This window comes from Nonomuraea sp. NPDC004702, assembly GCF_053601695.1.
Genome location: NZ_JBSGCE010000034.1, coordinates 73329 through 99376, shown reverse-complemented (window position 1 = coordinate 99376; position 26048 = coordinate 73329). Strand labels below are relative to the sequence as shown.

The window sequence follows — 26048 nt, the reverse complement described above, 5'->3', positions numbered from 1 at the left end:
TCGCCTCCAAAATTAGGGTAGCCACAATTTTGGAGTCACTGCAAGTTGGGTATCATGACGGCATGGAAGAGGGGCTGCGGGAGCGCAAGAAGCGGGAGACCAGGCAGCGCATCGCGGACGTGGCGATGGGCCTGTTCATGACGCGCGGGTTCGACCCCGTGACGGTGGCCGAGATCGCCCGCACCGCGGACGTGTCCGTCAACACGGTGTTCAACTACTTCCCGACCAAGGAAGACCTGTTCGCCGACCGGCAGGAGCTGGTGACCGACCTGCCGCAGCAGGTGGTGCGCGGGCGGCGGCCCGGCGAGAGCGTGGCGCGGGCCTTCCGGCGCGACTTCCTGGAGGCCCTCGACTCACGCCACTGGCGCTACGGCCTCAACGAGGGCGGCGACGTGTTCGCCCGCATCGTCAACGGCAGCCCGTCGCTGGTGGCCAAGCTGCGCGAGCTGCACGTCGCGCGGGAGCGGGCGCTGGCCCGGGCCCTGGCCGACGAGCTCGACGCCGACCCCGACGACCTGACCCCGCAGATGGTGGCCACCCAGATCCTCGGCACGACCAGGATCCTCACCACTCACGCGGTGACCCGGATGCTGGCCGGCGAGAGCTGGGAGACGATCGCGCCCGACCTGCGGGCCCAGGCCACGGCGGCCTTCGACCTGCTGGAGTCGGGCATCGGCGACTACTGCGTGCGGCCCTCAGTTGGAGAAGACGGCCGACAGGATGCCGGCCCCGAGCCCGAGGACCATGAACACGGCCCCGAGGATTAGCAGGATGCTGGCGATCATGCCGCAGATGCGGCCGGCCTGCACCGCGCCGCGGTTGTCGTAGGCGTAGCCGCTGGCGTCGATCTCCTTGAGCGCCTTGTTGCCCATCGACCAGGCGAACGGGCCGAGGATGCCGCAGACCACCAGACTGAGGATGCCGAGCACCAGGATCGTGGTGCCGTTGGGGTGGCTCTGGGGCGGCGGCCCGTAATAGGACGGACCGTAGTTCGGATACGACATGCCCCTTGTGCCCCCTTGCCCCTGTGACTGTCAGGTGCGATTTATACCACAGGCACCTCCTTGATCATGTTGCTGCATCATGGAACGGCACATGACCGATCTTTAGGAGCTTGCCCCCGTGCGTGAACGCGTCCGCGCCTTCCTCGCCGACCGGCGTTTCCAGCGCTTCGTCGTCGGCGTCATCCTGGTCAACGCGGCCACCCTCGGCCTGGAGACCGTTCCCGCCGTCGTCGGGGAGTTCGGCCACCTGCTGGTCGTGATCGACCACGCCGCCCTCTACATCTTCGTGGCCGAGCTGCTGGCCAAGCTCTACGTCGAGCGTTCGGCGTTCGTGCGCGACCCGTGGAACCTGTTCGACACCCTGATCGTGGGCATCGCCCTGGTCCCGGCGACCGGCGGGCTGTCGGTCCTGCGTTCGCTGCGCATCCTGCGGGCCCTGCGGCTGCTGTCGGTGGTGCCGAGCCTGCGCCGGGTGGTCTCGGCGCTGCTGCGCGCCCTGCCCGGGATGAGCTCGATCGTGCTGCTGCTCTCCCTGGTCCTGTACGTCGCCGCCGTCATGGCCACCAAGCTGTACGGCGGCGACTCCCCCGAGCGCTTCGGCAGCCTGCCGACCTCGCTGTTCACCCTTTACCAGACGATGACCGGGGACGACTGGGGCAACATCGCCCGCGAGGTGATGGGCGCCCACCCCACGGCCTGGATCTTCTTCACCATCTTCATCCTGGTCTGCACGTTCGTCGTGCTGAACCTGTTCATGGCGGTCGTGGTCAGCGCCATGGACGAGGAGTCGGCCGAGGAGCGCGCCGCGCTGGAGCAGGACAACACCCTGCACACCCAGCGCATCCTGGAGGAACTGGCCGCGCTGCGCCGCGAGGTCGCGGAACTACGCCGGCAGGACGTCGCCGGCTGAGCGCACCTGGCCGGAATGCTCGGAGCCGGTCCGGCCCGGCCGGTAGACCAGCCGCCACAGGGCCACGGCCAGCAGCAGCGTGACCGAGACGTACCCGGGGACGAGCCCCGACAGCGCGGCGACCCCCAGCGGCGCGAGGGCGGTGGGCACCGCCCACCCCCAGATCCAGCGCCATCCGGCGCGCAGGGCCACGCCGAGCACGGCCGAGGCGGCGAAGTACAGCGCCAGCCCGCCGCCCAGCACCCAGCCGGCGCCGTGGTGCAGGGACTGCGCCGGCTGGGCGGCGACGACGCCGAGCCCGGCCGCCGTGGCCGTCACCCCGGCGGTCATGGCGAAGTGCGCGGGCAGCGCGACGTACGGCGGCAGGCCGCGCTCGGCGGCCCCCGGCACGGTGGTCAGGCCGTACTGGAAGGTCAGCCACCACAGGGCGACGATCAGCCCGAAGCCGGCCGCGGCGGCGACGGCGAGCTCCGGCCCCCACGAGTGGCCCGAGGCCGAGACGACGACCTGCATGACCGCCTCGCCCAGCACGATGATCACGAACAGGCCGAGCCGCTCCCCCAGGTGGGCCGGGTCGAGCACGGCGGCGGCGGGCCTGGGCAGCGGGCGGGCCGGGCGGCCGGCCCTGACCCGGCGCTCCTCGCGCTCGGCCAGCCGGTGCGCCTGACCGCGCATCTCGGCCAGGAAACGCTCGGGCCGGCGGCTGTTGACGACGGAGAAGACCACGTCGAGCAGGATGCCGAGGGCCCACAGGCCGTAGCGCGTCGAGCCGTCCGCCCAGATGGAGGCGACCCAGGGGAACAGCCCGGCGCCGAGCTGGGCCGCCGGCCAGGCCGTCATGATCGTGCCGGCGTGCTGGATCGATCGGGAGGCGCTGATCCGGCAGACGATGTACGCCGCGATGAACCACCCGTCGTGCGTGCCGGCCGCCTTGTCGATCTCGTGGGCCACGTCGGGCGCGGCGGCGGCCATCACCGCGATGCCGAACATGCCGACCAGCATGCTGGGCACCCGCGTCTTGCCGGCCCGGACGTTGGAGTAGAGCGTCAAGGACGTCCAGACGCTCCACACCGCGTAGTAGAGCACCACGAACAGGACGACGTTCGTCCAGGTCGGATGCTGGAGCCGATGGGCGAGCTGGGCGACCGCCACGACGACGACCAGGTCGAAGAACAGCTCAAGCCAGCTCGCGTGGCGCTCTCCCGCTTCAGTCACGGCTAACGAGAATAGAACTCCACCACGAGCTGCTCGTCCACGGGGACCGCGATCTGCTCGCGCTCGGGCCGGTGCAGGAGGGTGACGCGCAGCTCGGCGTGGTCGACCGACAGGTAGGGCGCGACGCGCTCGTCGGCGTGCACGCCCTCGGCGGCGGCCACGAAGGGCTGCATCCGGCGAGAGCGCTCCCGCACGGTGATGATCTGGCCGGGTTTGACCAGGTAGCTGGGGATGTCCACCTTGCGGCCGTCCACGGCGATGTGGCCGTGGTTGACGTACTGGCGGGCGGCGTAGATCGACGGGGCCAGGCCGGCCCGCAGCACCAGGGAGGCCAGGCGGGTCTCCAGGATGGCGACCAGCTCGGCGCCCGAGGCGCCCGGCTTGCGCACCGCCAGGTCCCAGTAGCGGCGCAGCTGCCGCTCCGACACGTCGTAGTACCAGCGCAGCTTCTGCTTCTCCATCAGCCGCAGCCCGTAGTCGCCGGTGGTGCGGCGGTTGGTCTTGCGGCCGTGCTCGCCCGGCGGGTAGGGGCGCTGCTCGAAGTAGCGGACGGCTTTCCTGGTCAGCGGGACGCCCGCGCGACGCGACAGTCGCACCTTCGGGCCGGTGTAGCGCACGTTCACCTCGATATGGTTAGGTAATCCTTACTTAGGTAAGGCTAACCTACCAATGGATGTGATCTCAATGTTGCCCCTCGCCGAGCGGATCCGTACTCTCGCCTCGACCTCGACGCCGGCCAAGCTCACGGTGAACGGCGCCTGTTCCCCCGTCCGGGGCGGCGTGGACGAGAGCGGCCGCCCGGTGCTGCTGGTCCGGCCCGGCGAACCGCTGCACGGGTTGCGCGAGGACGCCGTGGTCGCGGTGAACCTGACGGCCATGCGGCAGCTCGGCGCGGTGACACACCCGCGGGCGATGATCGAGGTGCACGGATGGGCGGAGGCCGTGCCGGAGTCGCAGGCCCGCTCCGCGGCGGTGGCGGTGGCCGCGCACAGCGCCGACGAGGGCCTGTTCGACGCCCTGGAGCGGTACGGCCGTCCCGACGCCCCGCGCCTGCTGCGCCTGGACGTGGCCCAGGTCGTCTATCTGACCGGCCAGGAGTCCGGCGTGCTGGACGCCGACGACTACCTCGGCGCGGCCCCCGACCCGCTCACCGAGACGGCCGAACGGGTGATCGCGCACGTCAACGACTCCCACCGGCCGCAGCTCACCGCGGGCGTGGCCAGGCAGCTCGGCGAGGAGCCCGGCGAGGTGTGGTTGTGGGAGCTCGACCGGTACGGCGCCACCGTGCGCGTGGACGAGTCGCTGGTGCGCTTCCCGTGGCCGGTCCCCGCCCGGTCCGGGCCGTGCCTGGAGACGGCGCTGCGCGGGCTGCTGTGCGGCTGTTGATCACGATTGGCGCTGAATTTCCCCGCTGGACGTCCGCCACGGGCCGACCCATGCCCGCACGTCACTACCATCGGGGTACGTGAGCGGAACCCATCGATCGACGACGCGGACCGCCTCCTCCCCGGCGGAGGGGGGCGCGCGGCGTGGGCGGGCGCTGATGGCCGCCGGGGTGCTGCTCGGCACGCTCATGCTGGCCGGGGCGGGGGCGCTGATGGGCGACGCGTTCAGCTCGCCCGGCCTCGACCCGGTGCACTGGCCGCACGACGCGAGCCGGACCTCCGGGGAGCCGGGGCCCGTCGCGGTGGGCTCCGAACGGGCCACGGCCACCCCCCTCACCGCCACCGCCACCGCCACCGCCACGACCCGGCCCACCAGGGTCCGCACGGGGCCCGCCGTGACCGGTTCCACGCCTGAGGGCGTCCGGCCCGAGGGCGGGCGGGGGACGCGCACGCCGCGCTCGACCACGTCCGGCGCCGTCCCCGGCGCCACCCCCGGCGCCGTCGTCACCTCCCCCGGCCGGACCCCGGCCCCCTCGCCGTCGTCGTCGCCCTCGCAGGGCTCTCGTCCCAGCCCGGCGCCGACGCCGTCCTGGAGCGCCGGTCCGGTGACGACTCCGCCGTCGCACCCGCACGGCACCCCGCCGGGCCGCCACCCGTCCAGGACCCACAAGCCCGGGAGATGACCGCCCGTCGCCGGTGTGCGACGGGCGCCGACGGCGGTGTGCGGGCGGTTCAGCCGGCGTCGTGCGTCATGCCGCGCAACAGGTAGCCGAGGCCCGTGGCGAAGGTGGCGTCCCAGTCGTGGCCGAGGCCGTGCTTCCCCGGGGAGCGGCACCTCGCCGAAGACGGCGTCCAGCGCCAGGTCCAGGGCGTTCTCCTTGGTCCGGACGTGCCAGTAGAGGGTGGTCGAGCCCGTGTCGAGGCGTTCGGCCAGGCGCATGGTCAGCCCGGCCACGCCCTGCTTCGGCGCGGACGGCGTGCTGCGGGAGAGCCCCGAACCTCGCTGGGACCTCTAGCCGGCGCCGGCCAGGCCGCGCTCGCGGCGCAGCGTCGAGACCGTCATCGTCTCGTCGACCGCCTCGGGCGAGAGCACGTGGTCGAGCACCATCACCGCGCAGCCGCTGATGCCCGCGCCCGCGCCGAGCCGGCTCGGCTCGATGCGCAGCCGCCGGGTGGCCAGGGCGGTGGAGCGGCGGTAGACGACCTCGCGGATGCTCGACACCAGCGGGCCGAACGCCTCGGCCATGTCGCCGCCGAGCACCACGACCGAGGGGTTGAGGATGTTGACCGCCCCGGCCAGCACCTCGCCGATGCGGCGGCCGGCCGTGCGCACGATGGCCATCGTCTCGGCGTCGCCCGCGCGCACCAGGGCGGTCACGTCGGCGATGGTGCCGACGTCCTTGCCCGCCTCGCGCAGGTCGCGCAGCAGCGCGGTGCCGCTGGCGACGGAGTCGACGCAGTCGGTGTTGCCGCAGCGGCACAACACGCCGCCGCCGTCGAGCACGGGGATGTGGCCGATCTCGCCGGCCGCGCCGAGCGCGCCGCGCAGGATCTCGCCGCCGGCGATCACGCCCGCGCCGATGCGGGTGGAGACCTTCACGAACATCAGGTCGCCGAGGTCGGGGTAGGCGCCGCGGTGCTCGCCGATGGCCAGCACGTTGACGTCGTTGTCGACGAGCACCGGCACGGGGAACCGCTCGCGGATGATCGGCGGGATGACCACGCCGGTCCAGGAGGCCATCACCCGGGCGCTCTCGGTGCGGCCCTGGGCGAACTCGACGGTGGCCGGCACGCCCATGCCGACGCCCCTGACGCAGGAGCCGGGGCGGTCGCCGAGCAGCTCGTCCCAGGTGTCCATGAGCAGCGGGAGCACGACGTCGGGGCCCTGCTCGACGTCGATGAAGAAGTCGCGGCCGGCCAGCTCGCGCCCGGCCAGGTCGCAGACCGCGACCCGGGTGCGGCTCGCGCCCAGCGCGGCGACCAGGACGACACCGCCCCCGGCGTTGAACTCCAGCCGGACCGGCGGCCGCCCGCCGGTCGAGGGGGCGTCGGTGCGCTCGACGACCAGGCCGCGGTCGAGCAGCTCGCCGACGCGCAGTTGCACCGCCGGGCGCGACAGACCGGTCACGCGGCCGAGGTCGGCGCGCGTGACGGCCTCACCCGTGCGGATGAGGCGGAGCACCTCGCCACTCGTGGCGAGGGTCGCGGCGGTACGTCGAGGCATCGGCTAAGTGAATCACATGGGCTTCGGTAATGAAAAGTGAAGACTTTTTCATCTCAGATGCCAAAACCCTGCTTGTGCACGACCCAAACTCTCGTTAGTGTCCGTTCTGTCCTTGCTTGGTAGATCAACGGAGCTTCGCCTTGTCCCCCCTCTCGACCGCCAGCCCCGCCCATACCGCCGATCTCGTCGTCTTCGGCGGCACCGGCGACCTGTCCATGCGCAAGCTGATCCCGGCGCTCTACCACAGCGACAGGGACGGCCGGCTGTCCCCCGAGACCCGCGTCATCGCCATGTCCCGGGGCGGGCTGACCGACGCCGACTTCCGCGGCAAGGTGGACGCCGAGGTACGCGACCAGGTCCCCGTGGACGATCCCGCCGTCTGGCAGCGCTTCCTGGGCCGCCTGCACCACGTCTCGGTGGACGTCGGCGGCGAGGACAAGTCGGGCTGGGGCGCGCTGACCAGGCTGCTGGCCGGTCACGAGCAGCGCGACCGGGTGTTCTACCTGGCCAGCCCGCCGATGACGTTCGGCCCCTTCTGCCGCGAGCTGGAGGAGGCCGGCCTGGTCACCCCGCTGTCGCGGGTGGTGCTGGAGAAGCCGCTCGGCCGCGACCTGCCCAGCGCCCAGCGGATCAACGACGAGGTCGGCGCCATCTTCGACGAGCGCCAGATCTTCCGCATCGACCACTACCTGGGCAAGGAGACGGTGCAGAACCTGCTGGTGCTGCGCTTCGCCAACGCCTTCCTGGAGCCGATCTGGAACTCGTTGTGGATCGACCACGTCCAGATCACCGCCGCCGAGACCGTCGGCACGCCGGGACGGCGCGGCTACTACGACCACGCCGGCGCGCTGCGCGACATGGTGCAGAACCACCTGCTCCAGCTGCTCACGCTGACCGCGATGGAGCCGCCGTCGCGCAACGACCGCGAGTCCATCCGGGACGAGAAGGTCAAGGTGCTGCAGTCGCTGCGGCCGATCGTGAGGACCGAGGTGGACCGGTTCACCGTGCGCGGCCAGTACACCGAGGCCGGCGGCATGCCGTCCTACCTGGACGAGCCCGCCTCCACGCCGACGACCGAGGCCTCGCGGCGGGTGGAGACGTTCACCGCGATCCGGGCCGAGATCAAGAACTGGCGCTGGGCGGGGGTGCCGTTCTACCTGCGGACCGGCAAGCGCATGCCGTACCGGCGGTCGGAGATCGTGGTGCAGTTCAAGGACGTGCCGCACTCCATCTTCCCCGGCGGCACGCCGAACCGCCTGGTGCTGCGGCTGCAGCCCGAGGAGGGCATCGAGCTGCACATCATGGCCAAGGAGCCGGGCGCGGGCGAGGTGACGCTGAAGCCGGTGCCGCTGTCGCTCAGCTTCGGCAAGACGTTCACCGCGCGGGTGCCGGAGGCCTACGAGCGGCTGCTGACCGACGTGCTGGCGGGCAACCCGACGCTGTTCATGCGGCGTGACGAGGTGGAGGCGGCCTGGCGCTGGATCGATCCGATCCTGGCGGCCTGGGAGTCCTCCGCCGACCTGCCCGAGCCCTACCCCGCAGGAACCACCGGCCCCGCCGGGGCCCACGAACTGCTCGGCCGCAGCGGTCGCGCCTGGCACGAGGAGGAAGACCTGTGAATTCCGTCATCCAGGAGATCACCGATCGGATCGCCGAGCGCAGCGCGGCCAGCCGTACCGCCTACCTGGCGCGGATCCGGCGCGACGGCGAGGCGGCGCGGGCCAAGGGCCCGGCGCGCGCCCACCTGGGCTGCGCGAACCTGGCGCACGGGTTCGCCGCCGCCTCCGATGAGGACAAGCCCTCGTTGCGTGGCACGGCCAAGCCCGGTGTGGCGATCGTGACCAGCTACAACGACATGCTCTCCGCCCACCAGCCGTACGAGACCTACCCGCCCGAGCTGAAGGCGGCGGTGCGCAGGGCGGGCGGCGTGGCGCAGGTCGCCGGCGGCGTGCCCGCGATGTGCGACGGCATCACGCAGGGCCGCGCCGGCATGGAGCTGTCCCTCTACAGCCGCGACGTGATCGCCATGGCGGCCGCCATCGCGCTGTCGCACGACATGTTCGACTCGTCGCTGCTGCTGGGCGTCTGCGACAAGATCGTGCCGGGCCTGTTCATCGGGGCGCTGCACTTCGGGCACCTGCCGGCGATCTTCGTGCCGGCCGGGCCGATGACCTCCGGCCTGCCGAACAAGGTCAAGGCGCGCACCCGCCAGCTCTTCGCCGAGGGCAAGGTCGGACGGGCGGAGCTGCTGGACGCCGAGGCCGAGTCCTACCACTCCCCCGGCACCTGCACCTTCTACGGCACCGCCAACTCCAACCAGGCGCTGATGGAGGTCATGGGCCTGCACCTGCCCGGCTCGACGTTCGTCAACCCGCACACCGAGCTGCGGCACGCCCTGACCGCGGCGGCCGGCCGCCGCGCGGTGGAGATCACCGCCCACGGTCCGGAGTACACGCCGATCGGCGAGCTGGTGGACGAGAAGTCGATCGTGAACGCCTGCGTGGCGCTGCTGGCCACCGGCGGCTCCACCAACCACACGCTGCACCTGGTCGCCATGGCCGCCGCCGCGGGCATCGTGCTGACCTGGGACGACCTGGCCTGCCTGTCGCGCGTCGTGCCGTCGCTGACCAAGATCTACCCCAACGGCCAGGCGGACGTGAACCACTTCCGCGACGCCGGCGGCATGCAGGTGCTCATCGGCGACCTGCTGGACGAGGGCCTGCTCCACGGCGACGTGCTGACCGTCGCCGGCCCCGGCCTCGACCGCTACCGCGAGGCGCCCTCGCTGGTGGACGGCGAGCTGGTCTGGGAGCCGGTCACGGGCGGCAGCAAGGACCGCGACGTGCTGCGCCCGGTCGCCGAGCCGTTCTCGGCCGACGGCGGGATCCACATGGTCGAGGGCAACCTCGGCCGGGCCGTCAGCAAGGTGTCGGCGGTCAAGCCCGAGCACCTGGTGATCGAGGCCCCGGCCAAGGTCTTCGACGACCAGCTCGACCTGCTGCGCGCCTTCGAGGCCGGCGAGCTGGACGGGCAGGACTTCGTGGCCGTCATCCGCTACCAGGGCCCCAGCGCCAACGGCATGCCCGAGCTGCACAAGCTCACGCCGCCGATGGCGGTGCTGCTCGACCGCGGGCAGCGGGTGGCGATCGTCACCGACGGCCGCATGTCGGGCGCGTCGGGCAAGGTTCCCGCGGCCATCCACCTGTCGCCCGAGGCCGCCGACGGCGGGCCGATCGCGATCGTCCGCGAGGGCGACGTGATCAGGCTCGACTCGGCCGCCGGGACGCTGGAGCTGCTGGTGCCCGCCGAGGAGCTGGCCCGGCGCACGCCCGAGGGCCGGCCGCTGAGCGACGCGGAGTGGGTCGGCACGGGACGCGAGCTGTTCGCCACGTTCCGCCGCATGGCCGGGCACGCCGAGCAGGGCGCCGGGATCTTCGGGGTGAGCGGCGCCGAGTCGCCGCACCACGGCCCCGGGCTGGGCTTCCCCGCCGAGGCGGGCGCCTCGCACCTGGAGAGCGGCGCGCCCGTGGGCACGCGGGCCGCCGGGCTGGGCCGGTGAGCGTCCGTGGCATCCTTCCGGTGACGACGGCGTGCGATCTTGGCCCCGTCGTCGTGGGCATCGGAGGCGTGAGCATCGGAGGTGTGGGATGAGTGCCTTTGACCTTCCCTGGCTGGTCGCCGACATCGGGGGGACCAACGCCCGGTTCGGGCTGGTCACCTCGCCGCAGGCCCGGCCGTCGAACGTCGCGGTGCTGGCCGGCTCCGCCTACCCCACGCTGCCCGACGCCGTCGACGCCTATCTCGCCGAGCACGCGGGCGGGGCGCGGCCGGGCGCGGCGTGCCTGGCGCTGGCCGGGCCGATCGACGGCGACCGCTACCGGCTGACGAACTCGGCGTGGGCCGGGTCCGTACGCGACCTGGGCATCCCGTACGCGGTGCTGCTCAACGACTTCGAGGCGCTGGCCGTGTCGCTGCCCCACCTGGAGGGCCCCGACCTGGTGTCCCTGGGCGGGCCCGACCCCTCCCACGGCGTCAAGGCCGTGCTGGGCCCCGGGACCGGGCTCGGCGTCGGCGGGCTCGTGCCCACGGACCGGGGCTGGACGCCCGTCCCGGGCGAGGGCGGGCACGTCACGGTGCCGGTGATCGACCGGCGCGAGCTGGAGATCGTCCGGGTGCTGCAGGCCGAGGGGCTGCCGCACGTCGTGGCCGAGCACCTGCTGTCCGGCCCCGGCCTGGTACGCCTGCACCGGGCGCTGGCCAAGGTCAACGGCGTGAGCGCGCCCGACCTGAACGCCTCCGACATCGTGGCCCGGCTCGACGACTCGCTCTGCGCGGAGACCGTCGAGGTGTTCTGCGAGATGCTGGGCAGCTTCGCCGGGAACGTGGCGCTCACCCTGGGCGCCAGGGGTGGGGTCTACCTGGGCGGCGGAGTGCTGCCCCGTATCGTGGAACGGGTGCGGACCAGCGGTTTCCGTGCCCGGTTCGTCGGCAACCCCGACATGCCCGGATACCTGGAGGCGATCGCCACCACGCTGATCGTCGCGCCCCAGCCGGCGCTCACCGGCGCGGCCGCCTGGCTGCGCGCGCGGGCCACCACCGAACTCGTGGGCTGAGGCCCACCCTGATCACCACTAGACGGCCGTGACCCCGGCCGATGAGGAGAAGACTCTGATGAGCTTGCTCGACCTCGCCCCCGTGATCCCCGTCGTGGTGATCGACGACGTGGCGACCGCCGTGCCGATGGCCGAGGCTCTCGTGGCGGGCGGGCTGCCCGTCATCGAGGTGACGCTGCGCACGCCGGCCGCGCTCGGAGCGATCGAGCGGATCGCCGCGGAGGTGCCGGGGGCCACGGTCGGCGCGGGCACGATCCGCACCACCGCCGACATCTCGGCGGCCGTGGCGGCCGGTTCCCGGTTCCTGGTCTCGCCGGGCACGACGTTGTCGCTGGTGGAGGCGCTGGAGTCCAGCGGCGTGCCGTACCTGCCGGGCGCGGCGACCGTCTCGGAGGTGATGGCGCTGGCCGAGCGCGGCATCAAGGAGCTGAAGTTCTTCCCGGCCGAGGCGGCGGGCGGCGTCGCGTACCTGAAGTCGCTGGCCGGGCCGCTGCCGGACGTGCGTTTCTGCCCGACCGGCGGGATCCGGGCCGAGAGCGCCGCCGACTACCTGCGGCTGCCGAACGTGGGCTGCGTGGGCGGCAGCTGGCTCACCCCCGCCGACGCGCTGGCCGCGGGCGACTGGGCCCGCGTGGAGAAGCTCGCGGCCGCCGCGGCGGCACTGCCCCGGTAGCTTCCAGGGCCGCCTCGGCGGCCCTGTGCTTTCTGGCGTTCGTTCACGGGTGGTGGGCCTTGGCGTCGCCGCGCGCCTTCTCTCACTCGTGAACGGGCGCGCGCGTGTTGCAGCTCTCGTGGACGGTGATCGCGTGTTGCGGCCCTTCTGGACGATGACCGCGTGCGGCAGTCCTCGTGGACGGCGGCCGCGCAGGCGCTGCGCACTGCCGGGCGCTCGCACCGGCGGTCCGTCCCGCCGATGCACCGGCAGCACAGGCACGCGTCAACGACGGCGGGGGCTGGCGGGCGCATATGCCGCAACTCTGGACCTTTCTCCCAGAGCCCCCGCTGAACTGGCCCTTTCCGGCCACTCGGAGATCATCAGCCTGCGCCGAACCGGGTATTCGGACGCGTGACGGCGGGGTAGGGCAAGGAATGCCAAGCCGTAGCCCCGGGAAGCCCCATCCGCTCCTCGGAGAGCGAAAGGGAGCACCATGCCGCTGGAAACGGCCCGTCAGGAACACCTCACGCGCCCGGTGACGCCGATCGGGAGCCTGGAGCGGGGCATCGACATCCTCCTGGCGCTGAGCGCCGCGCCCCGGCCGGTCAGCCTGGCCCAGCTCAGCCGGAGCACGGGCCTGCCCAAGTCCACGGCCCACCGGATCCTGGGCGTGTTGTGCGCGCGCGAGCTGGCCCGCCGGGTGGGCACCGGCTACCTGCCCGGCCGGCAGCTGGAGACGATGGCCGGCATCGCCCGCAACCGCATCCCCGGGTCGCGGCGGGTGGTCCTGCCGTACCTGCTCTGCCTGCAGGAGACCACCCGCCAGACCGTCAACCTGGCCGTGACCGCCGGCCTGGAGGCCCGCTACGTCGAGCGCCTGTACGGCCACGACCGCGTCCGGTCCCGCTCCGACGGCACCGACCTGGCGCCGCTGCACTGCACGGCGACCGGCAAGGCGCTGCTGGCCTTCGACACCGGGCTGCGCGAGGAGGTGCTCGGGCGGGGCGGCTTCGAGCGGCTGACCAGCCGCACGATCACCGGCGTGGCCACGCTGGAGCGGGAGCTGGCCCAGGTCCGCCGGTACGGCGTGGCCTACGCCCAGGAGGAGTACACCGAGGGCGTGTCGTGCGTGGCCGCGCCGGTGTTCGGGCCGGGCGGCGGCGTGTGCATGTCGGTGGGGGTGGCGGCGCCGGGCCCGTCCGCGCCGCTGGCCCGGCTGGGCCTCACCGTACGCGGTGCGGCGCAGGCGATCTCGGCCGCGCTGGTGGTGGCCTGACGTGTTCCGGCCCCTGGAACGCTCCACGGGACGCGTCCCGAAAACGTTCCGCCCAGCGAGACCCCCGCTTGCGCACCCGGCGGACGGGCGATCGCATGACCCCATGGATTTCCTTCCCGTCCCGGCCACCGAGGAGGCGCCCGCGACCCCGCCAGATCAGGCCCGGACGACCCTGGGCACGCGGGCGCAGGCCGGAGACGGGGAGGCCACGCGTGCCTAGAGGCCTGCACAGGGCCACGGTGCTGGAGACCCTGCGCCTGGCCGGGGCCCTCCTGCCGCCGGGCACGCCGCACGCGACGGCCGGCCTCGACCTGCTGCGCTCCCGCTCCCTGCTGACCGGCCTGCACGTCCGGTACGGCGGCCGTCCGGTGCTCGTCCGCAGCCCGCGCCGCACGGCGCTGGTGGTGCTGTCCCAGCGGGACGCCGAACGCGTGTTGTCCGAGCCCGCCTTCGTCCCCACTGTGCGCGAACGGGCCGCCGGCCTGCCCTACGACGTGCTGCGGCCCGCGTTCGCGGAGGTGGCCCGGCAGGAGGCGGCCGCGCTGACGGACGGCGTCGTCGACTACGCCCGGCTGGAGTCGTGCTGGCAGCGGGTGGCGCGGCGGTGCGTCTACGGCGCGGGCGCGGCCGGCGACGAGGAGCTGAGCGCACTGCTCGCCCAGGTCAGACGGGCAGGCAGGGGGCGGGCCAGACGCCGCCAGGAGATCCTTTCCGGCCGCTACGACGCCCGCATCCTCGACCATCTGCGCCGCGCCGAGCCCGGCACCCTCGCCGGTCTGCTCGCCGAGACCAGCGGCCCGGAGGCGCGCGGCCTGCGACAGGCGGCGTTCTGGCTGCTCGGCTTCAGCGTGACCGCCGCCAGCCTCATGCGCACCCTCGCCCTGCTGGCCACCTACCCGGTCCAGCGCAAGTGCGCCCGCGCCGACCCCGACTACCTGCGCGCCTGCCTGCGCGAGGGCCTGCGTCTGTGGCCGCCGGTCCCGGCCCTGTCCCGCCTCACCACCGAGGAGACCGACTGGTACGGCGTCCCGGTGCCCGCCGGCACCCACGTGATCCTCCCGTTCGCCCCCCACCAGCGCAGCCCCCGCCTGCACTACGCCGATTCCTTCGCCCCCGAGATCTGGCTCGACGGCACCGCCGCCGGCGAATGGTGGGCCCTGCCGCGCTGCGACGGCGTGCACCTGATGCTGGGCGTCGGCACGGCCTTCCTGGGCGGGATCCTGGCCTCGGCCCGCCCGAAGGCGACCGGCCGGCCGCTGTCCCCGCACCGCCCGCTGCCCCAGACGCTCAACGCCGCCCGCCTGCGGGTGACGATGCGCCCGCTGAAGCGGCGTCCGGGCCAGAGCTGACCGGGCTTCGTCGCCACCGGGCGGCGGCTTCTCCGTTAGAGTCTGGGGTGGAAAAAGGCGTACCGGCGGAAGAAACGGTTCGGTTTGCGACGGGATGACGACGGCGAGAGGACGGCGACCGTGGGGCGCTCGGCAGGCACTCCGCTGAAGCCTGAGGATCCGCCGGCGATCGGCCCCTACGAGCTGTTGAGCCGTCTCGGCTCGGGGGGCATGGGCACCGTCTACCTCGCCAGGGGCGCCGACGGGGTCAAGGTGGCGCTCAAGGCCATCAGGCGTGACTTCACGGCCGACCCGGTCTACCGGGCGCGTTTCCACGAAGAGGTGTCCAACGCGCGCAAGGTGGCCTCGTTCTGCACCGCGCGGGTGCTCGACCACGGCGAGGACCGCGGGGTGCTCTACCTGGTCACCGAGTACATCGACGGCATCTCGCTGGAAGACCAGCTGATCGAGCACGGCGCGCTGCCGCCGTCGGTGCTGCACTCGGCGGCCGTGGGCGTGGCGGCGGCGCTGACCGCCATCCACGCCGCGGGGCTGGTCCACCGCGACCTCAAGCCGGCCAACGTCATGCTGACGCTGGCCGGGCCGCGGGTGATCGACTTCGGCTTGGCGCGCTCCACGCACGTCGCGTCCCGGCACACGAACGCCGGCATGGTGATGGGCACGCCCGGCTGGATCGCTCCCGAGCAGGTCTTCGAGGGGCACACCAGCCCGGCCGGCGACGTGTTCGCCTGGGGCTCGCTGATCGCGTACGCGGGGCTCGGCGGCCATCCGTTCGGTGAGGGGGACGCGTACGTGATGGCGGCGCGGGCCCGTACCGCGCCACCGGACCTGCGCGGCCTGCCCGCCCCCCTGGACCGGCTGGTCGCCGCGGCCATCCACCCCGACCCGGCGCGCCGGCCCGCGGCCAAGCAGCTCCTGCTGGAACTGGTCGGCGCGGCCGACGAGCCCGCAGCCCAGCTGGCGGCCACCGAACACCTGACGAACGCATGGAACCCCTCGGAGTTCCGCCCCCTCGGCCACACGCCCCCACCCGCCGAACGCACGGGGCCTCCGCACCAGCCCTCACCCGCGGAACGCACGGGGCCTCCCCACCTGCCCTCACCCGCGGAACGCACGGGGCCTCCGCACCAGCCCTCACCGGCGGAACGCACGGGCTCCCCCCATCTGCTTCCGCCTGTGGAACGCACGGGCCCTCGCCCTCCGATGCCCTCCGCGCCGGGTTCTCGCCCCCCGATGCCCCCGTCTCCCGACCGGACGGGGTCCCGCTCCCCCATGCCCCCCGCTGCCGAACGCACGGGATCCGCCGTTCCGATGCCCCCCGCACCCGAACGCACGGGATCCCACCCTCCGCTGCCACCCGCGGCCGAACGCACGGGGGCGGGCTCCGCGATGCCGCCTTCCGCCGAGCGCACGGGCCCGCGTCCACCGCACGCGCCCTCCCCTGCCGAACGCACCGGCCCCCGCCCGCCCATGCCCATCCCGGCGGACCACCCAGGGCCAGGCACATCGCAGACTCCGTCCACGGCCGACCCGGCGGCACCCCACGCCGCCCAGATGCCTCCGGCGACCGAGCACACCGGCATGCGTCCACCGCACATGCCCTCCCCTGCCGAACGCACCGGCCCCCGCCCGCCCATGCCCGCCGCCGCAGAGCACATGGGGCAGCGGCCCCCCATGCCTTCGGGCATGGAGCACCCTGGACAGCAGTCCCCCATGCCGTCGCCCGCCGAGCGCACCGGACCGCGTCCGCCGCAGATGCCCTCCCCTGCCGAACGCACGGGCCCTCGCCCGCCCATGCCCGCCCCCACGGAGCACCCGGCACCTCGCGCGCCGCAGATGCCGCCTCCCGTGGACCGGACCGGGAACATCCCGCTCCCCCACCACCAGACCACCAGCCAGGGCCCCCTACCGCCGCACACCACGGGCCAGGCCCCCCTACCGCCGCACACCACGGGCCAGGGACCGCTGCCCGGGTACCCGCCTCCGCGCCGCAAGCGCGGCGTGTTCACCGGCTGCATGACCGCGCTGGTGATCGTGATCGTCCTGTTCGTGGTGCTCCTGGCCACCCTGGCCTGGATCTTCCGCTCCCCCGCCATAGGCGAGGAGGGCCCGGTACAGGACGGAAAGCTGAAGTTCGCGGTAACCGGCACAAAGTGCCCCAAGCCAGCGAAGTCCGCCTCCCGCCGTACCTGCCAGGTCACGGTGAAGGTGAACAACGTGGGCCCCGACGCCCGCGTCCTCTACCCCGGCCAGCAGAAGCTGATCGACGAGGACGAGGCCCTGCACGGCGGCAGCAAGCTCCTGGACAAGAGCGGCACGGAGATCACCCCGGTCCGCATCGCCCCCAGCCAGTCCTTCATCGGCACGCTGGTATTCGACCTGCCGAAAAGCGCCGAGCCGACGGGCCTGGAAGTACACGACTCAGGCCTGAGCGCCGGAGCCCGAGTCGCCCTGAGCTAACCAGCGACTCAGACCTGAGCGCCAGAGCCCAACCAGTTCAGGGCTAACCAGCAACCCATGCATAAGCCCCAGAGCCCGAACAGCCCGGGGCAAACCAGCAACTCAGACCTGAACGCCAGAACACAACCAGCCCAGGGCTAACCAGCACCCCACGCATAAGCCCCAGAGCCCGAACAGCCCCGAGCTAACCAGTGACTCAGACCTGACCGCCAGAGCCCAAGTAGCCCGTGGGCCAACCAAGAACCAACCCTCACATCCCGGCAAAACGCCGCCCTGGACCGCCCCCCTCACCACCCAGCACCGGCCAGCAGCCCCAAGCCAAGCCCTCTCAATCAGGCTCCATCAGGGCCATGGTCTGTTGGCGGTGTGATGGCGGCGTCACTCGAAAAGGCAGGACTCCGGCTGAGAAGGCACGTCGTCGCCGCGGGACTCCGGACAAAAGGCACGGCTCGCGACAAGGGCACTCCCCCGTTCCGATGATTCCCAGGCTCTTCCCCCTCAGAACCCCTGCTCCGGCGACACCACCCCTTCCATCGGGGCGCCGTCGGCGAAGTGGCGCACGTTCGCGGCCACGCGTTCAGCCAGGCCGCGCCAGTAGGACGACGGCGGGTTCGCCGTGTGCGGCGTGATCAGGACGTTGTCCATGTGCCACAACGGGTGCCCGGACGGCAGCGGCTCCGGGTCGGTGACGTCCAGTGCGGCACCACCGATCCGTCCCTCGCGCAGCGCCGTCACCAGGTCATCGGTCACGACGAGGGCACCCCGGGCGATGTTGACCAGCCAGGCGTCCGTACGCATCAGGTCAAGCTCGGGAGCACCGATCATGCCCTTGGTGCTCGGCGTGGTCGCAGCGGCGAGGACGACGTACGCGGCCTCCGGCAGCGCCTCCCGATAACGGGCACGGGGCAGTATCCGGTGCGCGCCGGGCGCCCGGCCGCTGTCGGTGACCGCGATCACCGGACAGCCGAACGGCTCCAGCATCCTGATGAGCGCCCGCCCGATGCCTCCACAGCCGATGATCGCGACCGTCGAGCCGGCGAACTCCCTCGACTCGTTCCTCCCCCACTCTGTGGCCCTGGCCAGCCGAGGCAGGTTGCGGGCCGCGGCCAGCATGAGCGCGAGCGCGTGCTCGGCGACGGGCACACCGTAGGAGCCGGTGGCGGCGGTGAAGACGGGCTCCTCAGTGATCACTCCGGCCTCGGCGTACCGCTCGACTCCCGCCGCGGGCATCTGCACCCACCGGATGCCGTCATGGATCATGGACCGCAGCTCCTCGGGGCCGCCGCGCCCGTAGTAGACGATCGCCTCGGCCTCCTCCAGCGGCACGACGCTGCCGCCCGACCGCCGTACGGCGTCGACCAACATGGGGACCGGCTCAGGGCCGACGTGGACGGCGACGCTCATCGGGGTACCTCCGTGACGTGCTCTCGGCTGTCTGCCAGGATCTGCTCGACCTCGTCGCGGGCCCGTCCGACGATGTCCGCGGCGGCCTGCGCCGCCTCGGCAGCCCGCCCGGCGGCAACCGCTTCGGCGATCTCGTGGTGGAGTCCGATGGCGGTCGTCTCCAGGCGTTCGGGCAGGAGCAGCAGCTCGCGTCTGGCTTCCAGCAGCACTTCGGTCACTTCGGCGAGCTGGGCGAACATGCCGTTGCACGACGCGGTCAGCAGCACCCGGTGGAAGGCGGCGTCTGCCGTGACGTAGGCCTGGCTGTCACCCTCACGAGCGGCGGCGTCCATGGCACGGGCGTGGGTGGCGAGCTCGTCCGGCACGCGGAGGTCGGGCCTGGACGCGGCGAGCGCGGCGGCGGCAGGCTCGACCGCGGCGCGCAGCTCGGCCAGCTCACGCAGCTGCGCCTCACGCCCCGGCGAGGCCAGCCGCCAGCGGATCACCTGGGGATCATAGAGGTTCCAGGCGCTCATCGGCCGTACGGTGACCCCGACACGAGGACGGCTGGTGACCACGCGCTTCGACTCCAGCACGCGGACGGCCTCGCGCGCGACGGTCCGGGAAACCCCGTACCGCTCCTGGACGTCCTCCAGGCGCAACACCTGCCCCGCACGGATCTCCCCGCCCGCCAGCGACCTGCCGACCGCGTCGAGCACCTGCCCGTGCAGGCCTCGTAGTGTCTCCACGCTCATCGGGCCCCCGCCAACCCGGCCAGCAGCGCCGCAACCCGTTCAACCGCGGCACCGGGGCCGCCCGAAGTCAGCGCCGATCCCATGCCGCAGGCCACGGCGCCGGCCGCGATCCACTCGGGCGCATCGTCCACGGTCACGCCGCCGGTGGGGATCGCCGGCGCCTGCGGAAGGGCAGCCCGCACGTCGCGCAGCCAGGCGGGTGAAACGCCCGACGCCGGAAAGATCTTGACTGCGTCCGCCCCCTCTTCCAGGGCACGAACGATCTCGGTCGGGGTCGCCACGCCCGGGAAGACCGGGACGCCGTAGCGGTGCCCGGCGCGGATCACCTCAGGGTCCAGGTTGGGTGAGACCAGGAAGCGCGCGCCGGCCTCCACAGCGGCCCTGGCGGCGGCCGGGTCGAGGACGGTCCCCGCCCCGACCAGGGCGTCGGGCCGCTGCTCGGTGAGCCTCGCCACGGCGCTGAGGGCGCGGGGCGTGGTGAGCGCGACCTCGACGGCACGCAACCCGGCATCCAGCACGGCCTCGGCCGACGTCAGCGCCGCCTCGGGCGTGGCGGCCCTGACGATGCCGAACACGCGTTGCTCTGTGACAGCCTGGACGATCTCCCAGCGGTACATGACTTCCTTCCTAGGTTTCCTCACCAGCGAACAGCTACGGCGAGCCGCCCTCCGTGGTGACGCACGATCCCCGCCTGGCCACCCAACGCCCGGCCCGTCTCCCCCCGAACCACCTTCATCCCGACCTCGTCAGCTCATGGACGGACTCATTTCTCGCATGCCCACCTCAGCTCCGACCTCGTGAACCCACGAACGGACCGCCTCACGCATGCCCGCCTCAGCCCAAAATCGTCGGCTCCCGAACGGACCGCCTCACGCATGCCCACCTCCGCCGGAAATCGTCGGCTCCCGGACGGACCGCCTCTCACATGCCCGCCCCAGCCCCGACCTCGTCACCCCACGAACGGACCGCCTCACGCATGGCCACCCTCAGGTGAACCCGCCTGCACCGCACTTGCCGGTCCACCGTCGAAATGTCCTTCAGTCGCCTCAACCCGGAACAGGTTCCTTCGCCCGAAGCTCGCATCCTTCGATGGCCGCTTTCCGCATGCACCCTCTTCGAACCAGCAGCCCTCCACGGGCTCCTCGCCTTCGGCATACCGTCTTCGGATCCCCGTTCGTCGAGGCGACCGACATGGCGACCTCACCTATCCGGACAAACCCCTCCAGCAGACTCGCAATTCACCTTCGCTCGTTCCTCAACGGGCTCATACGGCGCGAGAGGCCAGTTAGCGCAGGCCCCCGTCGCCATGTACATCATCAGCAGACCGACATCAGCGCCACGAACCTGCGGCGTGGACGGCCTCGAGCTCCGTACTCGACCGCCTTCGACAGGCTCGTGGTTGGTAACAAACGACTTCGATGAATCATTGATCAGCAGTGGCGGTTCTTCGGTAGTGATCGCGCTCTTGGCGGCGGAGAATCTTCGGCTGGTTCGCGGGCTATCGATGGACCGTTTCGGCGTGCCCCGTGAAGGCGGCCAAGGCACGATCCAGGCCTGGCCGGTCCGGAAGGCCGTCGGTGTCGGCGGCGCACTGGACGACGAGTGCCGCCACCGCCGCCGCCTCGCGCAGGCACACCTCGTACGACTCACCGCGCAACATCCCCGACAGGAACCCGGCGGCGAAGCCGTCCCCTGCTCCCACGGGATCGGTCACCGGCACCGTGAACGCCTCCTGCCGCAGCCCTGCGCACGTGGCGGACTTGTCCCGGTGCTTGACCACGGTGAGGCCGGGCAGCGTCGCCGGGTCGACGTGGAGCAGGTCGAGTTCGTCCTCGCCGGCCAGCACCACGTCCGCCCTGGACAGGAGCGGCGCCACCCGCTCGCGCCACGCCGCGGGTTCGCCCAGCTTGTATCGGATGTTCGGGTCGATGGAGACGAGCGCTCCGGCCTGCCCGGCCAACTCCAGCAGCCGCAGGGTCGCCAGGTGCGCGGAATCCGACAACATCGGAGTGATGCCCGTGACGTGGACGATCTTCGCACCGTTCACCATCTCCGGCGTCAGCTCGTCCGGCCTCAATCTGGACGCGGCGGCCCCGGAACGGTAGTACTGCACGTCGATGGCCCGGAAGGGATGACTGTCGCGCACCAGCAGCCCGGTCGGCGCACCGGGGTCGATGACCGCGTGCCGGGTGTCGACACCCTCAGCTCTGAGCATGGACAGGACCGCCCGGCCCGCCGGGTCAACGCCGACCCGGCCGAGCCAGCGCACGTCATGGCCCAGTCTGGCAAGCCCCGCGGCCACGTTCGACTCCGCGCCCGCGATGGAGCGACGGAACACCGTGGCACGCTCCAACGGGATGCCGGGCTCGGCCAGCATCAGAAGCATGGCCTCACCGCACACCACGATGCTCATGACTCGCCCATCTCCTGTCGTTCCGGATCCGTCAACGGTGCTATCACGTCATGAAGGCCAAGAGAAGGATCACTCAGGTCGTCTTGTAGGAGGAGGGCTGGGAGATGTCGATCCTGGATCTGTCGGGCAGAGCCAGCGCGGCGGCGAACCCGACGACCGCACCGACGATCATGAAGATCGCTATCGCCTGCCAGCCGTAGTCGTGCAACAACCATGTCGCGATCAGCGGCGCGGGGCCGCCGGCGATGATCGAGGCGAGCTGATAGCCGAGTCCCGCGCCGCCGTACCTGAGGCTGGTCGGGAAGCTCTCGGCGATGAGCGAGGCCTGTGGGCCGTACTCCATGGCGTGCTGGATCTGCGTGATCATGATCGTCAGGAAGACCACCAGCACGACGCCGGTGTTGAGCAGCACGAAGTACGGGAACGCCACCACTGCCAACAGCGCTGCGCCGGTCGCGTAGACGAGCCGCCGGCCGACACGGTCGCTCAGGTGCCCGAAGAACGGGATCGCGACCAACTCCACCGCCGCCGCGCACGTCACCGCCGACAGCGCGACCGTCCGGGACAGGCCGAGCTGCTGGGTCACGTACGTGATGGCGAACGTCGTGTAGAGGTAGAACGGCATCTGCTCCGACACACGCAGCAACGCGCTGAGCACCACCTCCTTCGGATGCCGGCGCAGCACCTCGACGACCGGGAGCCTGACCACCTGCCGCCGTTCCAGCACCCGCGCGAACATCGGGGTCTCCAGCACCTTCAGCCGCACCCACAGGCCGACCGCCACCAGCGCCAAGCTGGCCACGAACGGCACCCGCCACCCCCAGTCCTTGAAGGTGTCGCCCGTCGTGGCGGCCAGCAGCGACATCGCGCCGGTGCCGAGGATCAGCCCGATGGGCACGCCCACCTGTGGCCAGCTCGCCATGAGCCCGCGCCTGCGCTGGTCGCCCCACTCCATCGACAGCAGCACCGACCCGCTCCACTCGCCGCCCACCGCGATGCCCTGCAGGACGCGCAGGACCACCAGGATGATCGGCGCGGCGATGCCGATGCTGTCGGTGCCCGGCAGCACACCGATGAGCGCACTGGCCACGCCCATCGTCAGAAGGGTGACGATGAGTGTCGCATTTCTGCCGATGCGGTCGCCCCAATGTCCGAAGATCGCCGCGCCCACGGGCCGGGCCGCGAAGCCCACGGCGTTGGTCGCGAAGGCCGCGAGCGTGCCCGCGTACGGCGTGGACTTCGGGAAGAAGACCTCGGCGAAGACCACAGCGGCGGCCGTGTTGTAGAGGAAGAAGTCGTACCACTCGATGGCGGTGCCGACCACGCTGGCCGTCGCGGCCTTGCGCACCTGGGCTCTGTGCTCGACGGTCGTTAATCCGCTGCTGCTCTCGGTCACGCTGCACCTCGAAGGCGTTCCTGGGCCGCGTCCGCGCCAACGGTTGCCTTACCCCGCGCCCGCGCCTCGAACCACCTCCGGCCTCCTCCCCCAGCGGGAAACCTCCGGCCATTGGTCACGCCTCCCCTCATCGGGACGCCCCCTGACTCCGCCCGGCTGGATGCGGAGCCGAGCAGAACTCTAACACTCGTTAACTCGTGCGGCTACCGGCTTCACTGGGCGGCCACATCGCGCAAGGGCCTGCCCCAACGGCCGTCAAGCAGGGGGTTCACCTTCATCGCTGGGGTCGGGCAACCCGGCGAGGACGGCGTCGAGCGCGAACTTGAAGTGTTCGACCTGATCGGCCCGCAGGCGGGCGGCCTCGACCGCGTGATAGTGCGGATACCTGTCGGCAGGCAGCTCGGTCCAGTCCCGCGCGGCGGCCTCGTGCAGGACGAGATGCCCGACGCACACGCGCAGCACCGCCCCCTTCACATGATCCGCCTGGTCAGGAGGGAAGCCCGCATCCAAGAGGATCCCGAAGATGGCCTCGTGGAGGCTCATCACGGGCGCGCGCCGGGCGTATGTGGTGATGGACCAGACCGAGGCTCGGGGATGCTCCAGCGACTGCCTGACCATCGAGGCCATGAGCCCGCGAAGCTGATCCTTCCATCCCCCTTCACGAGGGGCCTGGGAGACGATTTTGCTGCACACCTCGTCCACGATGGCCTCCAGCAGCGACTCGCGCCCGTCGAAGTAGTGATAGATCGCCGTCGCCGTCACATCGAGACGTTTGGCCAGCTTACGCATGCTGATCCCATGAGCGCCGTCCGCCTCGAGGACCTCCAGGCCGGCTTCCAGGATCTTGTGACGGGTGAGCATCAGAATTGACCTCGCGCTTAACACATGTTAGAAATCTAACGGCCGTTAACTCCGCACAGCTTATCCGAGGAGAGAGCTTTCTCGGCTGCCGCTCTTACGTGCCCTCCGGTCATCCATCCATGGTCAGCCGCTCACTGGGAGACACCCCCGTGTCCACGACATCCAAAGTGACAGCGCCGGCGACGGGCCCGCGCCGCCCAAGACGCCGGATCCTGATGCGAGCCCTGCTTGTGCTGCTCCTGCTCATGGTCCTCGCGGTGGCCGGCGCGGCCTACGCGGTGAACCGGGGCGGAGCCCCGCAGACAGCCGCCCACCTGGGCTCCGAGCCCCAGCTCGGGGAACGCGAGACGTTCCCCATCCCCAAGGTCAACGCCCCCGACGTGGTCGGCTGGCCCTCCGGCAGAGTGCCGAAGGCACCGGCCGGGTTCATGGTCACGCGGTTCGCGGGCGAGTTGGAGCATCCCCGCTGGCTCTACGAGTTGCCCAACGGCGATGTGCTCGTGGCCGAGTCGGCCACCCTGCCCAAGGACCCGGAGTCCCCGATCATGGGGCTGTTCTACTGGCTGCGTCGCAACGACGGCTCCACCATCGAACGCAGCGCCAACCGGATCACGCTGCTGCGCGACACCGACGGCGACGGCGTGGCCGACTTCCGCAGCGTGTTCTTGGAGAACCTCAACCAGCCGTTCGGGATGGCACTGTTGGCCGCGTCCGCCCCATACTCGCTCGGCCCGGCGGCCCCGAATGGCACCCAGGCGGCCTTCTACGTCGCGGGCACGGACGGCGTCTGGCGATTTCCGTACAAGCTGGGCGAAACCCGGGTCACGGCCGCTGGGAAGAAGATCCTCGACCTGCCGGCCGGCGGCTACAACAACCACTGGACCCGTAACCTGTTCGCCGCCCCTGACGGCACCAAGCTCTACGTCACGGTTGGCTCGTCCAGCAACGCGGGCGAACATGGCCTGGATGCCGAACAACGGCGCGCCGCCATCCTGGAGATCAACCCTGACGGCAGCGGTGAGCGCATCCTGGCTTCCGGCCTCAGAAACCCCAATGGCCTGGCCCTCGAACCGCAGTCCAGGACACTCTGGACAGTCGTCAACGAACGCGATCTTCTGGGCGACGATGCCGCACCTGATTACTTCACACGTGTACGCCCTGGTGACTTCTACGGCTGGCCCTGGAGTTATTGGGGGCAGCACGTAGACGAGCGGGTCCAGCCACGGCGTCCCGAGATGGTGGCTCGTGCGCTCCGCCCCGACTACGCCCTCGGCGCTCACACGGCTCCCCTCGGTCTGGCCTTCTCCGAGAGCCCCACGTTCCCCGAGGCCTACCGTGGCGGCGCCTTCATCACCGAACACGGCTCCTGGAACCGCGGCGATCCGGTCGGCTACAAGGTCGTGTACGTCCCCTTCAAGAACGGCATGCCCAGCGCCAAGCCCCAGGACTTCCTGACCGGATTCAAACCGGCCCCCGACGAGAGCACCACGTACGGCCGGCCGGTCGGCGTGATCACAGGCAAGAACGGCCGCCTACTGGTCGCAGACGACGCAGGAAACACCATCTGGCACATCACGCCCCGATCGTGACCCGCGGGCAGGAGGGTGTCGCGGGCCTCGGGCAGCCGGTCCACGCCGTGCAGGACCTTGCCCATGATCACCAGGCCGTTCGCCTCGCTGGCCCGGTGCTCCAGCTCGCGGCACAGGGCCAGCGAGCGGTTCAAACTGGCCTCGGCGTCGTGAAGGCGTCCCACCTCCAGGTAGAGGCAGCTGAGGTTGCCCAGATTGACGGCCTGGGCCAGGGTGTGGGCGATGGCCTCGTTCAGCATGAGGGCCCGTTCGAGGTGTTCGACGGCCTCGCGAAGCATGAGATCGCGTTCCAGGTGATCGACAGCCTCGCGAAGCCTGAGGGCGCATTCCAGGTGACCGACGGCCTCGCGAAGCATGCCCAGGTCGCGTACGTGGCGCCGGCGTTGCACAGGGCTGCGGTGAGAGCCTCCTGCCAGCCGGTCTCCTCCACCAGACGCATGGGCCTCCATCAGGCGCAGGGCCTCGGTCAAGCGCGTGGGCCTCCGTCAAGCGCAGGGGCCTCCGTCAAGCGCAGGGCCTTCGCGTAGTGGTGGGGCCGGGCGGCGGTCCGTCGCCGTCCG

At 71.7% G+C, this 26048-nt stretch carries 23 protein-coding genes; 13 read left to right on the top strand and 10 right to left on the bottom strand.

The genetic code is table 11. The features are described from left to right. Window positions 1-62 precede the first annotated feature (62 nt). The gene (locus ACWEJ6_RS33985; RefSeq protein ID WP_452429087.1) at window positions 63-767 is read left to right on the top strand and encodes a TetR/AcrR family transcriptional regulator; all 705 of its coding nucleotides are present in this window, start codon (window positions 63-65) and stop codon (window positions 765-767) included. On the opposite strand, the gene ACWEJ6_RS33980 is transcribed toward ACWEJ6_RS33985, so the two are convergent. Beyond that, window positions 696-1004 (bottom strand): DUF4190 domain-containing protein, encoded by a 309-nt coding sequence (locus ACWEJ6_RS33980; RefSeq protein WP_387669764.1) that lies wholly within the window; start codon window positions 1002-1004, stop codon window positions 696-698. The genes ACWEJ6_RS33985 and ACWEJ6_RS33980 overlap by 72 nt on opposite strands. 118 nt (window positions 1005-1122) lie before the next feature. Between ACWEJ6_RS33980 and ACWEJ6_RS33975 the strand changes: the two genes are divergently transcribed. Next, window positions 1123-1914, top strand: a complete 792-nt coding sequence (locus tag ACWEJ6_RS33975; protein WP_387669765.1) for an ion transporter — start codon at window positions 1123-1125, stop codon at window positions 1912-1914. On the opposite strand, the gene ACWEJ6_RS33970 is transcribed toward ACWEJ6_RS33975, so the two are convergent. Next, entirely contained in the window at window positions 1888-3129 is a 1242-nt protein-coding gene (locus ACWEJ6_RS33970; protein WP_452429085.1) for a low temperature requirement protein A, read from the bottom strand. The two genes, ACWEJ6_RS33975 and ACWEJ6_RS33970, sit on opposite strands and share 27 nt — an antisense overlap. 2 nt (window positions 3130-3131) lie before the next feature. Further along, window positions 3132-3746 carry a 30S ribosomal protein S4 gene (gene rpsD, locus ACWEJ6_RS33965; protein WP_452429109.1) on the bottom strand — a complete coding sequence of 205 codons (615 nt, stop codon included), beginning with the start codon at window positions 3744-3746 and terminating at the stop codon, window positions 3132-3134. A gap of 67 nt (window positions 3747-3813) precedes the next feature. Between rpsD and ACWEJ6_RS33960 the strand changes: the two genes are divergently transcribed. Both ACWEJ6_RS33960 and ACWEJ6_RS33955 read left to right on the top strand, forming a co-directional pair. Further along, window positions 3814-4515 carry a DUF2470 domain-containing protein gene (locus ACWEJ6_RS33960; protein ID WP_452429083.1) on the top strand — a complete coding sequence of 234 codons (702 nt, stop codon included), beginning with the start codon at window positions 3814-3816 and terminating at the stop codon, window positions 4513-4515. Window positions 4516-4594: 79 nt separating this feature from the next. Then, complete coding sequence (locus ACWEJ6_RS33955) at window positions 4595-5197, top strand: hypothetical protein (RefSeq protein ID WP_452429081.1); 603 nt, start codon at window positions 4595-4597, stop codon at window positions 5195-5197. Window positions 5198-5526: 329 nt separating this feature from the next. Here the strand turns inward: ACWEJ6_RS33955 and ACWEJ6_RS33950 are convergent, their stop codons facing one another. Continuing rightward, on the bottom strand, window positions 5527-6738 hold the full coding sequence (locus ACWEJ6_RS33950) for an ROK family transcriptional regulator (protein ID WP_364333604.1): 1212 nt from the start codon (window positions 6736-6738) through the stop codon (window positions 5527-5529). Window positions 6739-6953: 215 nt separating this feature from the next. Here ACWEJ6_RS33950 and zwf point away from each other — a divergent pair, with 215 nt between their 5' ends. The 7 genes from zwf (at window position 6954) to ACWEJ6_RS33915 (ending at window position 17091) form a co-directional block, all read left to right on the top strand. Then, window positions 6954-8357 carry a glucose-6-phosphate dehydrogenase gene (gene zwf, locus ACWEJ6_RS33945; RefSeq protein WP_452429107.1) on the top strand — a complete coding sequence of 468 codons (1404 nt, stop codon included), beginning with the start codon at window positions 6954-6956 and terminating at the stop codon, window positions 8355-8357. Next, on the top strand, window positions 8354-10297 hold the full coding sequence (edd, locus tag ACWEJ6_RS33940; protein WP_452429079.1) for a phosphogluconate dehydratase: 1944 nt from the start codon (window positions 8354-8356) through the stop codon (window positions 10295-10297). Before zwf ends, edd begins: the two co-directional genes overlap by 4 nt. 88 nt (window positions 10298-10385) lie before the next feature. Further along, window positions 10386-11351 carry a glucokinase gene (gene glk, locus ACWEJ6_RS33935; protein ID WP_452429076.1) on the top strand — a complete coding sequence of 322 codons (966 nt, stop codon included), beginning with the start codon at window positions 10386-10388 and terminating at the stop codon, window positions 11349-11351. Window positions 11352-11409: 58 nt separating this feature from the next. Next, window positions 11410-12024, top strand: a complete 615-nt coding sequence (gene eda, locus ACWEJ6_RS33930) for a bifunctional 4-hydroxy-2-oxoglutarate aldolase/2-dehydro-3-deoxy-phosphogluconate aldolase (RefSeq protein ID WP_352351613.1) — start codon at window positions 11410-11412, stop codon at window positions 12022-12024. 475 nt (window positions 12025-12499) lie between these two features. Then, window positions 12500-13282 (top strand): IclR family transcriptional regulator, encoded by a 783-nt coding sequence (locus ACWEJ6_RS33925; RefSeq protein WP_397210256.1) that lies wholly within the window; start codon window positions 12500-12502, stop codon window positions 13280-13282. Window positions 13283-13494: 212 nt separating this feature from the next. Then, window positions 13495-14631 carry a cytochrome P450 gene (locus tag ACWEJ6_RS33920; protein ID WP_452429073.1) on the top strand — a complete coding sequence of 379 codons (1137 nt, stop codon included), beginning with the start codon at window positions 13495-13497 and terminating at the stop codon, window positions 14629-14631. A 120-nt stretch (window positions 14632-14751) separates the two neighbouring features. Further along, window positions 14752-17091 (top strand): protein kinase domain-containing protein, encoded by a 2340-nt coding sequence (locus ACWEJ6_RS33915; RefSeq protein WP_452429071.1) that lies wholly within the window; start codon window positions 14752-14754, stop codon window positions 17089-17091. A 498-nt stretch (window positions 17092-17589) separates the two neighbouring features. On the opposite strand, the gene ACWEJ6_RS33910 is transcribed toward ACWEJ6_RS33915, so the two are convergent. The 6 genes from ACWEJ6_RS33910 to ACWEJ6_RS33885 all read right to left on the bottom strand — a co-directional run bounded on the left by ACWEJ6_RS33910 (window position 17590) and on the right by ACWEJ6_RS33885 (window position 23899). Next, complete coding sequence (locus ACWEJ6_RS33910; RefSeq protein WP_452429069.1) at window positions 17590-18495, bottom strand: D-isomer specific 2-hydroxyacid dehydrogenase family protein; 906 nt, start codon at window positions 18493-18495, stop codon at window positions 17590-17592. Continuing rightward, window positions 18492-19223: a FadR/GntR family transcriptional regulator gene (locus ACWEJ6_RS33905; protein ID WP_452429067.1), complete on the bottom strand. Its 732-nt coding sequence runs from the start codon at window positions 19221-19223 to the stop codon at window positions 18492-18494. Before ACWEJ6_RS33905 ends, ACWEJ6_RS33910 begins: the two co-directional genes overlap by 4 nt. 2 nt (window positions 19224-19225) lie before the next feature. Continuing rightward, complete coding sequence (locus tag ACWEJ6_RS33900; RefSeq protein ID WP_387669793.1) at window positions 19226-19846, bottom strand: bifunctional 4-hydroxy-2-oxoglutarate aldolase/2-dehydro-3-deoxy-phosphogluconate aldolase; 621 nt, start codon at window positions 19844-19846, stop codon at window positions 19226-19228. 881 nt (window positions 19847-20727) lie between these two features. Then, window positions 20728-21642 carry a sugar kinase gene (locus ACWEJ6_RS33895; RefSeq protein WP_452429064.1) on the bottom strand — a complete coding sequence of 305 codons (915 nt, stop codon included), beginning with the start codon at window positions 21640-21642 and terminating at the stop codon, window positions 20728-20730. A 73-nt stretch (window positions 21643-21715) separates the two neighbouring features. Further along, on the bottom strand, window positions 21716-23038 hold the full coding sequence (locus tag ACWEJ6_RS33890) for an MFS transporter (protein WP_452429062.1): 1323 nt from the start codon (window positions 23036-23038) through the stop codon (window positions 21716-21718). A 255-nt stretch (window positions 23039-23293) separates the two neighbouring features. Further along, a complete protein-coding gene (locus ACWEJ6_RS33885) occupies window positions 23294-23899 on the bottom strand; it encodes a TetR/AcrR family transcriptional regulator (RefSeq protein WP_452429060.1) in 606 nt (201 codons plus the stop codon). A gap of 230 nt (window positions 23900-24129) precedes the next feature. Here ACWEJ6_RS33885 and ACWEJ6_RS33880 point away from each other — a divergent pair, with 230 nt between their 5' ends. Together ACWEJ6_RS33880 and ACWEJ6_RS33875 are read left to right on the top strand one after the other, a co-directional pair. Continuing rightward, complete coding sequence (locus ACWEJ6_RS33880) at window positions 24130-25488, top strand: PQQ-dependent sugar dehydrogenase (RefSeq protein WP_452429058.1); 1359 nt, start codon at window positions 24130-24132, stop codon at window positions 25486-25488. Next, on the top strand, window positions 25485-26015 hold the full coding sequence (locus ACWEJ6_RS33875) for a hypothetical protein (RefSeq protein WP_452429056.1): 531 nt from the start codon (window positions 25485-25487) through the stop codon (window positions 26013-26015). Before ACWEJ6_RS33880 ends, ACWEJ6_RS33875 begins: the two co-directional genes overlap by 4 nt. Window positions 26016-26048 lie beyond the last annotated feature (33 nt).

What these genes read in the sequence shown, in the direction of transcription:
- ACWEJ6_RS33985 (WP_452429087.1), top strand. Translation starts at nt 63, where the DNA reads ATGGAAGAGGGGCTGCGGGAGCGCAAGAAGCGGGAGACCAGGCAGCGC.
- ACWEJ6_RS33980 (WP_387669764.1), bottom strand. Translation starts at nt 1,004, where the DNA reads ATGTCGTATCCGAACTACGGTCCGTCCTATTACGGGCCGCCGCCCCAG.
- ACWEJ6_RS33960 (WP_452429083.1), top strand. Translation starts at nt 3,814, where the DNA reads ATGTTGCCCCTCGCCGAGCGGATCCGTACTCTCGCCTCGACCTCGACG.
- ACWEJ6_RS33950 (WP_364333604.1), bottom strand. Translation starts at nt 6,738, where the DNA reads ATGCCTCGACGTACCGCCGCGACCCTCGCCACGAGTGGCGAGGTGCTC.
- zwf (WP_452429107.1), top strand. Translation starts at nt 6,954, where the DNA reads ATGCGCAAGCTGATCCCGGCGCTCTACCACAGCGACAGGGACGGCCGG.
- glk (WP_452429076.1), top strand. Translation starts at nt 10,386, where the DNA reads ATGAGTGCCTTTGACCTTCCCTGGCTGGTCGCCGACATCGGGGGGACC.
- eda (WP_352351613.1), top strand. Translation starts at nt 11,410, where the DNA reads ATGAGCTTGCTCGACCTCGCCCCCGTGATCCCCGTCGTGGTGATCGAC.
- ACWEJ6_RS33925 (WP_397210256.1), top strand. Translation starts at nt 12,500, where the DNA reads ATGCCGCTGGAAACGGCCCGTCAGGAACACCTCACGCGCCCGGTGACG.
- ACWEJ6_RS33910 (WP_452429069.1), bottom strand. Translation starts at nt 18,495, where the DNA reads ATGAGCGTCGCCGTCCACGTCGGCCCTGAGCCGGTCCCCATGTTGGTC.
- ACWEJ6_RS33900 (WP_387669793.1), bottom strand. Translation starts at nt 19,846, where the DNA reads ATGTACCGCTGGGAGATCGTCCAGGCTGTCACAGAGCAACGCGTGTTC.
- ACWEJ6_RS33895 (WP_452429064.1), bottom strand. Translation starts at nt 21,642, where the DNA reads ATGAGCATCGTGGTGTGCGGTGAGGCCATGCTTCTGATGCTGGCCGAG.
- ACWEJ6_RS33885 (WP_452429060.1), bottom strand. Translation starts at nt 23,899, where the DNA reads ATGCTCACCCGTCACAAGATCCTGGAAGCCGGCCTGGAGGTCCTCGAG.